The sequence below is a fragment of the Xanthovirga aplysinae genome (assembly GCF_009711365.1).
GTDB classification, from domain to species: domain Bacteria; phylum Bacteroidota; class Bacteroidia; order Cytophagales; family Cyclobacteriaceae; genus Xanthovirga; species Xanthovirga aplysinae.
Genome location: NZ_SMMB01001156.1, coordinates 1 through 9,747 on the forward strand (window position 1 = coordinate 1; position 9,747 = coordinate 9,747).

At 36.9% G+C, this 9,747-nt stretch carries 10 protein-coding genes; 5 read left to right on the top strand and 5 right to left on the bottom strand.

What is annotated here, in order from left to right; translation table 11 throughout:
* A partial coding sequence (locus tag E1171_RS14750; protein WP_222931510.1) for a hypothetical protein occupies positions 1-211 on the top strand: 211 nt, incomplete at its 5' end.
* A gap of 72 nt (positions 212-283) precedes the next feature.
* Here the strand turns inward: E1171_RS14750 and E1171_RS14755 are convergent.
* From E1171_RS14755 to E1171_RS14765, 3 genes are all read right to left on the bottom strand, one after another.
* The gene (locus E1171_RS14755; protein WP_155206812.1) at positions 284-1,033 is read right to left on the bottom strand and encodes a ZIP family metal transporter; all 750 of its coding nucleotides are present in this window, start codon (positions 1,031-1,033) and stop codon (positions 284-286) included.
* A 200-nt stretch (positions 1,034-1,233) separates the two neighbouring features.
* Positions 1,234-2,082 (bottom strand): SAM-dependent methyltransferase, encoded by an 849-nt coding sequence (locus E1171_RS14760; protein WP_246164358.1) that lies wholly within the window; start codon positions 2,080-2,082, stop codon positions 1,234-1,236.
* Between the two features lie 198 nt (positions 2,083-2,280).
* Positions 2,281-3,306 (bottom strand): FAD:protein FMN transferase, encoded by a 1,026-nt coding sequence (locus E1171_RS14765; protein ID WP_155206814.1) that lies wholly within the window; start codon positions 3,304-3,306, stop codon positions 2,281-2,283.
* 83 nt (positions 3,307-3,389) lie between these two features.
* On the opposite strand from E1171_RS14765, the gene ruvB reads away from it, so the two are divergent.
* On the top strand, positions 3,390-4,418 hold the full coding sequence (gene ruvB / locus E1171_RS14770; protein WP_155206815.1) for a Holliday junction branch migration DNA helicase RuvB: 1,029 nt from the start codon (positions 3,390-3,392) through the stop codon (positions 4,416-4,418).
* Between the two features lie 21 nt (positions 4,419-4,439).
* The gene (gene queG, locus E1171_RS14775; protein ID WP_155206816.1) at positions 4,440-5,366 is read left to right on the top strand and encodes a tRNA epoxyqueuosine(34) reductase QueG; all 927 of its coding nucleotides are present in this window, start codon (positions 4,440-4,442) and stop codon (positions 5,364-5,366) included.
* A 188-nt stretch (positions 5,367-5,554) separates the two neighbouring features.
* On the opposite strand, the gene E1171_RS14780 is transcribed toward queG, so the two are convergent.
* On the bottom strand, positions 5,555-6,964 hold the full coding sequence (locus E1171_RS14780) for an aminopeptidase P family protein (protein ID WP_155206817.1): 1,410 nt from the start codon (positions 6,962-6,964) through the stop codon (positions 5,555-5,557).
* A gap of 315 nt (positions 6,965-7,279) precedes the next feature.
* A complete protein-coding gene (locus E1171_RS14785; protein WP_155206818.1) occupies positions 7,280-7,981 on the bottom strand; it encodes a 3'-5' exonuclease in 702 nt (233 codons plus the stop codon).
* 177 nt (positions 7,982-8,158) lie between these two features.
* On the opposite strand from E1171_RS14785, the gene E1171_RS14790 reads away from it, so the two are divergent.
* Positions 8,159-8,479, top strand: a complete 321-nt coding sequence (locus E1171_RS14790) for a heavy metal-binding domain-containing protein (protein ID WP_155206819.1) — start codon at positions 8,159-8,161, stop codon at positions 8,477-8,479.
* Between the two features lie 205 nt (positions 8,480-8,684).
* Positions 8,685-9,734, top strand: coding sequence for an SDR family oxidoreductase (locus E1171_RS14795; protein ID WP_155206820.1), 1,050 nt, complete (start codon positions 8,685-8,687; stop codon positions 9,732-9,734).
* The last annotated feature ends 13 nt before the right edge of the window (positions 9,735-9,747 follow it).

Below are 9,747 nucleotides of genomic sequence, written 5' to 3' on the forward strand. Positions count from 1 at the left end.
GCTATTCCGACATGAACTCATGAAAAAAAAATATCCCGATCAGTCCAATGCTAAAGGGATCACCCTGGCGGGCTTGTCCAATGCTAGGCCGGAAACTAAAGCCATTAGAAACCGGATAGAAAAGTATATGAAACTGCTTCCGATAGATATTGATGACTACATTATATATGATAATCCATCTTTTAAGATGGATGGGGATTGGGGGCATTAAGGGACAAACTGTTATTTTTTTTAGCAAAATAGTCCCTTTACAATATTAAGGTTGTTGTGCAATTAAGATAAGCTAATTATTAAATAGCTCTATTCCTATGGCTAACAGAAAACCCAAAAGGCTATAAAGTAGTTTTTTGCTATTAAAACTATGTTCTGGGCTGTTTTCAAATAAAATGGTTGTCGAAATGTGTAAAAAATTCCCACAAACCAATGCAAAAATATAGGGATAAAACTCGTGGGAAATTAAAGTGTTGGTTTGATAGATTTGTGCTGCCCATATGCCCAATGGAGAAGCCAAAGCAAAGATGGTTAAAAAACTAATAGCTGCTTGTTTGCTTCTAAGTTGGTGAAAAAGAACAGACATCAGGGCAAAGGCAGCCGGAATTTTATGAAGAGAAATACCTAAAAGTAAGCCACCTGTGTGGTTATGGCCATTCAGGTTTTGGGGAAAGGTAAATAAAGTTCCTTCCAGAAAAGCATGTAAACAAAGGGCTGCCAATAAAAATACGGGACGGCCACTGTGATCGTGTGTATGTGATCCGTGCTGATGCAAATGCCCATGTTCTACTCCGGCTGTAAAATGTTCGAGTAGAAACTGCATGAAAAAACCCAGCAAAACAAAAATACCTATTGTGTTTGATGCCGCTCTTGTGGTTGTGAATAAGTCTGGTAAAATGTGGGTAATGGTAATAGCAAATAGGTAAGCACCTGAAAATATTAGTGAAAGTTTAAAATGTTCTGTTTTAATCTTGGGAATAAGAAATACCCCCATTCCACCCAAAAAGGCAGAAAGTATTAATATGGTACTGTTAAATAACATTGGCTTTTCACAAGTGTCCCTTTTCCACTTTCATTCCTAATGTTTTTTGAATAAAAGTGGAAGTAGGTTTTTGAAACAATGTTGCAAGTTAGAAATTTAATGCTAAAAATCCTTCCCTTTAGTGAAAGGGAAAATTAAAGAAGTATAATATCGACTTTTATATTGGGATAGATGACTTTTAAGTTCCAATAAAATCTTTTTTATGGTTTTTTAGCTATAAAAATCATTCGTTCTGAACTGTTTGGATTAAAGGGACCAAGTTGATAATCTCCAAAAAGAGCTTCTAGTTTGAGGCCTGCTTTTTCAAAGTATGAGATGAATTTATCCTGACTGATAGCCTTTACCTTTTCCTGAAAACGAAAATTTTGTCCTCGGTCATTAAATTTTATGGTTTTCAGAATAAAATTGTCAAGGTCTATTTCTTTGGTGATATGAAAAGTAATTCCCTCGATTACTTTTTTCTCCTTCTCAATCATTTGATCACGCACAAAATCGGGGTTTAGAAAGTCAATAATTAACTTTCCTTCTTTTTTTAACCCCTCAGCGGCAACGGAAATGGCCTTTTGGTTTTCCTCTTCTTTTTCAAAATACCCAAAGCTGGTAAACATGTTCAGGATATAATCAAAATATTCTGTTCTGAATGCTTGTCTCATATCATGCTGAAAAAATTTCAACCTAGGATTTGAAAAGGCATTAGCAGCTTTTATATTTTCACTTGATAAATCAATTCCAATGACATCTAAACCCATTTGGTTAAGATGAATAGCATGCCGCCCCTTGCCACAGGCTAAATCAAGAATGGAGTGGGAGGAATTGAGTTGAAGGTGTTTTGCCAATTTATTGACAAAGGCAGAGGCTTCTTCGAAGTTTCGGTTTTTGTAAAGAATATGATAATAGGGGGAGTCAAACCATTCTCCAAACCACTCCCTCGAAAGAGTTGAATTTAATGGAGTAGAAGTATTTTTTATTCCCTTTTCTCCGGTTATAGAGAAATCCTGTTTCATGCAGTTTTCTCTGGAAGAAGCTAATTTCGGTGTTTTTATTTCCAAATTTTTGATAGTGTATTTACCGTATTTAAATTCTATTCGTATTTAAACTCAATGATCTAAAGAGTTTACTTGAACAAAAACAAATAATGAGTTTACAAATTGTGTTTGTATACTGAAAAATTACCTTTTGGGTTAGAAGAAGTTAAAAATTTATTATTAAAGCTAAATAATATTTAAATTCTCGATTCAAATAAACGCCTAATTTGGTTCGGAAATGAATGGTTTTATTCCCTCTGTTACATAAGTCTGTAAGTTGCCCTCTCTATCACTATAAATTAGGTAGGCATCCAAATCAGGATGTTTATCCAAAATTTCAATAGATTTTTCCATTCCTAAAACCATAAAAGCCGTGGCATAAGCATCAGAACTCATGCAGTCCTTGGCAAAAACTGAAGCACTTAAAAGGGAATGGGTTACCGGATAGCCTGTAAAAGGGCTGATGGTGTGAGCGTATTTTACTCCATCTTTAATATAAAAGTTTCGATAATTTCCTGAGGTGGCAATGGCCCGATCTTTTAGTTCTACCACGGCTTTAACTTCTTCATTCCCAGTTTTTGGCACATCAATACCTATGCGCCATATTTTTCCCGTAGGGCCTAGGCCTTTGCATACCACTTCCCCTCCAATATTGACCATCAAATCTTGAATGCTTTGATCTTTCAAATAGTCGGCCACAACATCTACTCCATACCCCTTGGCAATAGAGCTGAAATCTAGTTCTACATTTTTCAGGTCTTTTCTGACCTGTTTATTATCAAACTGGATATGCTTAAAGTCGATTAATTCTCTTAAGGAATCTACTTCTGCGCTGTCCAGCTCAATTCGCTCTCCAGGTCCAAATCCCCATGCCCTTACTAAGGGCATAATGGTTGGGTCAAATGCCCCTTCTGTATTTTCATAAATTTCTTGGGTAGCTTGTAAAACCGGGTAAAAAAATGGCAAGTCAAATTGAAATTCAGAACCTCGGTTAAATTGTGAGATCTCTGATTCTGGAATATAAGTGGATAAGGACTGATTGAATACCTTTAATAGGGAATCTATGGAGGCTTGATAATTGATTCCTCCTTTGGAAATATACTTTATGGAATAAAAAGTGCCCATCGTTTGACCATTTAGTGTTACCAGTCTTGGTTTTTGCTGGTTGTAATATCTTAGGGCAAGAAGTACTCCAATCATAAACAAGAGGGGGAGTATTCTTCTTCTATTGAGAATTTCCTTAATCATTTTTAATAATTTTGGGGCAAATTTAAAGTTATTTGTGAAAATAACAGGCTTATACCTAATTTAGACCAAATTAATAGGTAAATATGCGTGAAGATTATCTAAAATCTGATAATGAACATTTTAGTTCCTCGGAACTGGAGATAGAAAGAGCGCTTAGGCCTCTGAGTTTTGAAGATTTTTCAGGACAGGATAAAGTGGTGGAAAACCTTAAGGTATTTGTGCAAGCTGCCAAACTTCGGGAAGAGCCATTAGATCATGTGCTGTTACATGGCCCTCCAGGATTAGGAAAAACAACTCTTTCCAATATTATAGCTAATGAGTTAGGATCAAGTATTAAAATTACTTCCGGACCGGTATTGGACAAACCTTCTGACTTGGCTGGTTTGTTGACTAATTTGGAAGAGGGAGAAGTTTTATTTATTGATGAGATACACCGGTTGAACCCTATTGTGGAGGAGTACTTGTATTCGGCTATGGAGGATTATAAGATAGATATAATGCTCGATTCTGGACCCAATGCCCGTTCTGTGCAGATTAGTCTGAATCCCTTTACTTTAATTGGAGCAACTACACGGTCCGGTTTGTTAACTTCTCCTTTGAGAGCCCGATTTGGGATCAATGCGCGTTTGGAGTATTATGATGCCAAATTATTGACTCAAATTGTGGAAAGGTCTTCTGCTATTTTGAACACTCCCATAAAGGCCGATGCTGCTTTTGAAATTGCCCGAAGGAGTAGAGGAACGCCGAGAATTGCCAATAACCTTTTACGAAGAACCAGGGATTTCGCTCAAATTAAAGGAGATGGAACTATTACAAGAGAAATTGCCCAGATGGGATTAACAGCTTTAGATGTAGATCATAATGGTTTGGATGAAATGGATAACCGCATTTTGCAGACCATAATTGAGAAATTTAAAGGAGGCCCTGTGGGAATTTCTACCATTGCCACTGCGTGTAGCGAAGAAGCTGAAACCATTGAAGAAGTATATGAGCCTTTTTTAATAAAGGAAGGTTACATAAAAAGAACTTCGAGAGGGAGGGAAGCTACCGAATTGGCTTATAAGCATCTGAAAATTGTTCCACCTACGCAAACAGGCACTTTATTTGACTGATTCTGCTTTATAAAAAAAACAATGGCGGGGAAGGAAAGGTATACACGATTGATAAAGGAAAAAGCCAGGGAATTAGGTTTTGAGTTTTGTGGTATTTCTAAGGCCGAATTTCTGGAAGATCAGGCGCCAAAATTGGAAAGCTGGTTGAAGGCCGGTATGCATGGGAAAATGGGTTATATGGAAAACCATTTTGACAAGCGTCTTGATCCAAGAAAACTAGTGGAAGGGGCCAAATCTGTCATTAGTTTGGGCTTTAATTATTTTCCAGAAAAGGATTTGGCAAAGGAGGAAAATTTTAAAATAGCCAAATATGCTTATGGGAAGGATTATCATTTTGTGTTGAAAGATAAGCTAAAAAGCTTGTTGGCTTTCATTCAGGTAGAAATCGGGGAAGTTTCGGGTAGGGCCTTTGTAGATTCGGCTCCCGTTATGGAAAGGACCTGGGCTGAAAGAAGTGGCTTGGGGTGGACTGGAAAGCATAGCCTTCTCATAAATAAGGGAATGGGAAGTTTTTTCTTTTTAGCAGAATTGATCATTGACCTCGAATTGGAATATGATGGTCCGGTAAAAGATTATTGCGGGACATGTACGCGATGTATGGATGCCTGTCCTACAAATGCCATTCCTGAACCTTATGTGGTAGATGGAAGCAAATGTATTTCTTACTTCACGATTGAATTAAAAGAGGAAATTCCTCAGGAGGTAAAAGGAAAGTTTGAAAACTGGATCTTTGGTTGTGACATTTGCCAGGATGTCTGTCCTTGGAATCGTTTTGCCAAAAGTCATCAAGAACCGGCCTTTAAACCCCATTCTTTGATGGAGGAAATGGATAAAGGTGAATGGGAGGACATCAGCAGAGAAGTTTTTAATGAGATTTTCAGGAAATCGCCGGTAAAGCGCACCAAATTGGAGGGGCTAAGGAGGAATATTGAGTTTGTGAAAAAGTAAACCAATCTAACACCAACAAAATAATGGAGGTGGATTACTTAAAATACTTCCTTTCTTAAATTTTTATTTAGTTTCCAATATTATAGTTGACAAAAGGAGTTTGAGAAAACAAGGTTCAAGTGTTGTTTTTTTATCTTCTGTGGAAGTTAAAAAAGGAGCATTCAAAAATTTTGAATACCCCAATTTTCTTAGGCAGGAACTTCTTGGCTACTACTTTTTCTACATTTTTCCACTTCTTCAACTGTTTTTGGAACAGGATCACCTAATAAGCGTTTACCTTTTTCGGTAATCACATAATTGTCCTCAATACGGAAGCCATTCAAATGTGAATAACTTTTTAATTTTTCATAATTGATGAAATCGGTAAACTTACCTTCGGCCTTCCATAATTCAGTTAATTCAGGAATGAAGTAGATGCCTGGTTCAGTGGTTAATACAAATCCGGGCTCTAATTTTTTCCCCAGACGAAGAGATTTTAAGCCGAATTGTGTGCCTTTCTTGATTTTATCGTCATACCCAACATATTCTTCTCCTAGGTCCTCCATGTCATGAATATCCAAACCCATCATGTGCCCTAGACCACAAGGAAAGAATAAGGCGTGGGCTCCGGCTTGCACGGCTTCTTGGGGATCACCTTGCATGATGCCCAAATCTTTTAGTCCCTCTACAATAACTTCGCAGGCTCGGAAATAAACATCTTGGTGCAAAATGCCAGGCTGTAACATGTCAGCAGCGGCATTGATGGAATTCAGAACGATCTCATAAATTTCTTTTTCTTGTTGTTTAAAGTAACCCCTTACTGGAAATGTGCGAGTCATGTCTCCAGCATAATTCATGGTGGTTTCTGCTCCCGCATCTACCAGTAACATGTGGTCATTGGTAAGTGTATTTTCATAATAAGTATTATGCAGGGTTTGCCCATTAATAGTTGTAATAGGAGGAAAGGATAATCCAAGTCCTTCGGAACGGGCGATTTGCATCAATAGAGCTGCAATTTCTTTTTCCTTCATACCTGGACGTGCAATCTCCATGGCACGACGATGCATTTTAGCAGTAATACTAACCGCTTTGTCAAGTTCCTGAATTTCTTCAGGTGATTTGATGGATCGTTGGGCTACTACTGCTTTAACTAAAGGGATTGATGCTTTTTCTTTCACCTCAGTTGGATGAATTTCCAGCCAGTCCATTAACTTTAATTTGTTTTCTGGACGGTAAGGAGGCAAGAAATGAATCTTTCGGTTTTTGCTTTGAGCATTTTTTAAAAAGGGAATCAAGTCATTCAAGGGGGCGGTATGGTTTACGTTACAGGAATTCGCCTTTTCGCGAATAGTGGGCTGGGTACCGGTCCAGACAATGTCCTCTACTGTTAATTCATCTCCATAAATTACCTCACGGTTTTCATCTATGTCAATAACGGCTGCTAGGGAAGCTTGATTTAAACCAAAGTAATAAAGAAATGTGCTGTCTTGTCGGAATGGGTACCAGTTGTCTCTATAATTCATCCCGCTTTCTTCATTTCCAAGAAGGAGTACAACTCCTGAACCAAGCTTAATTTTTAACTTTTCCCTTCTTTCAGTATATATTATTGCATCAAACATTGGGTATTTTTTTAAGAATTTAATGTTTAAGATATTTGAATAGGTCTAGCAAAGATAATTAGGAAATAGGGAATTGGAATAAAAAAATCATTCAAATTATTGTGTATTTCGAAAGATTATTCTTTAGCAAGGTTGTCTTTCCAAAATTTTTAACCTAGTGATTACGTATTCATTATTCTAAAAAAATGTCCAAAATTTTCTGTTAGGAAAGAAAAAATTAGTTTTGAAATTAAAAGGAATTGGCAATAATTTTGAACCATAAAAGAAGTAAAAATCAATAATTTGAAATAGTTGTTTATATTAATAATGCTTATTTTAAACAAAAGCAATTTGTTCTTTTTTTACTAAGGGCAGCCCTTTAATTTTTCGATAAACCTGGGCAAGAACCACAACATCCTGTTTGCAGTATTCGGTAATTTTATCCAAGTCACCCTCTTTATAATAAACCTCATTTACCATGCTACCATCGATTTGGTTTTTGCTAGAATCTATTCCAAAAACTGCTGCCAAAAGATCTAATGAAGTGTAATTTTTAAAATCACCAAATTTCCAAAGTTGTAGTGTGTCCAAATGAGGGACCTGCCAGGGCTTTTTGCCTGATATGTCTAAAACCTGAGGTAAACTAATACCATTAATTAACATTCGGCGGCAGAGAAAAGGAAAGTCAAATTCTTGGCCGTTATGGGCGCATAGCAAAAGTTGATCCTGGTTAAATTTCTCCAGTAGGTTTTTAAAATCAGAAAGGAGTTGATGTTCGTTGTTAGAGCTAAGGGCTTTTACCCTCAATTGTGGCCCATTTTTGTCGGTCCTAATGCTGCCTACTGCTATTACCACTATCTTTCCGAATTCTGCAAATATACCGGCTCTCTGTTTGAACAGTTCTTCAGGGTCAGATCCTTCTTCATTGTTTATTCGGGATGCTTTTTCTTTCCATAGATATTTTAATCGTTCATCCAGGTTATTGTAATCAGAGTTGCTTGCTACAGTTTCGATATCTAAAAAAAGAATATTCTTCATCCTTTTTTGAGTTTAGAATGGAAAATACTATGTATATTGAGAAGTATAATAATATTCAAAAAATTTATGTTTTTATGAAATGATTTATTTCTTTTCCTATAATTTCATTGTTTTTTGCAAATTACTTTTCATCTGTAATGAATATTTTATTGTAATTTTGACTAAGAATTAATTGTTATGATTATTACTACAACTCCTACTTTGCAAGGAAAAGAAATAACTGCCTATGTCGGCCTCGTAACTGGAGAGGCTATCATTGGAGCAAATGTTTTTAAAGATTTTTTTGCCAGTATTACAGATATTGTTGGTGGACGGTCAGGTTCGTACGAAAGAGTTCTTCGTCAGGCTAAAGAGGATGCTCTTGCAGAACTTCAGGAAAATGCTCGAAAACTGGGTGCCAATGCGGTAATTGGAATAGATCTGGATTATGAAACTATTGGGTCTAACGCAAGTATGCTCATGGTAAGTGCCAGTGGTACAGCAGTAGTAGTGAAGTAATTTTTTTATTTTGAAAATCTTTAAAACCAACTTTACCTAAATGCCTATAAAGCATACTTTATGAAAACCAAAGAAAAGTGAATAGGAATAGAGAGATGATTTTTAGCTTTAAATTTTTTAAGGTTTAATGATTTTAAATGAGGGGATCTCAACAGGTTTGTTTAGTAAATAAGATTTTATCAAAACGTCAATAAATATAATTAAGATGAAAGAGATTAATCCGCAAAGCCCGGTCTTGGTTACAGGGGCCAGTGGATATGTTGCCTCCTGGGTAGTAAAAGAGTTGTTGGAGAAAGGGCATACAGTTCACGCAACGGTAAGAAACTTAAGTAATAAACAAAGATTTGAACATTTACTTCGACTGGAAGATCAGACTCCTGGTACTTTGAAGATGTTTGAAGCTGATTTGATGCAGTTAGGCTCTTTTCAAGAAGCCATGAAAGGTTGTGAGTTGGTCATTCATACTGCATCTCCTTTTTTTCTGAAGGTAAAGGATGCTCAAAAACAGTTGATAGATCCCGCCTTGAAGGGAACCAGAAATGTACTTCAATCAGCAAATGAAACTTCATCAGTAAAACGGATTGTGCTCACTTCCAGTGTGGCTGCAGTCTATGGAGATGCGGCTGATATACAAGAAATTCCAGGTGGGGCAGCTAATGAAGAGAATTGGAATCATAGTAGTTCCTTGACGCACCAACCCTATTCTTATTCCAAGACATTAGCGGAAAAGGAAGCCTGGAAAATGGTTGGAGAGCAAGATCAGTGGGACTTGGTAGTCATTAATCCGGGTTTTATTATGGGGCCTTCTTTAACTAAGAGAACAGACTCAATTAGTATTGACTTTATGCGGTCGATGGGCAGTGGTAAGTTTCGAATGGGATTGCCTCACTTGTGTTTTGGAATAGTAGATGTGAGAGATGTCGCCAAAGCCCATCTTCAAGCAGGATTTTTGCCCCAAGCCAGTGGACGACATATTACTGTTGCAGAATCCATGGCCACTTTAGAAATGGCTTCTTTGTTGGGTAAAACCTTCGGAGATAAATACTCTTTGCCTAAATCGTACTTGCCTAAATTCTTAATCTATCTTTTTGGCCCCTTGCAAGGGTTTACCTGGAAGTATGTCAAAAGAAATGTAGGTTATTCCCTAAATTTCGATAATTCCTACAGTAAAAAGGATCTTCAGATGGAATATTTGCCAGTGGAGCAAACTTTAGTAGAGCATTTGCGGCAACTGGAAAGAGACGGTTTACTGTAAAAAATCCATAATT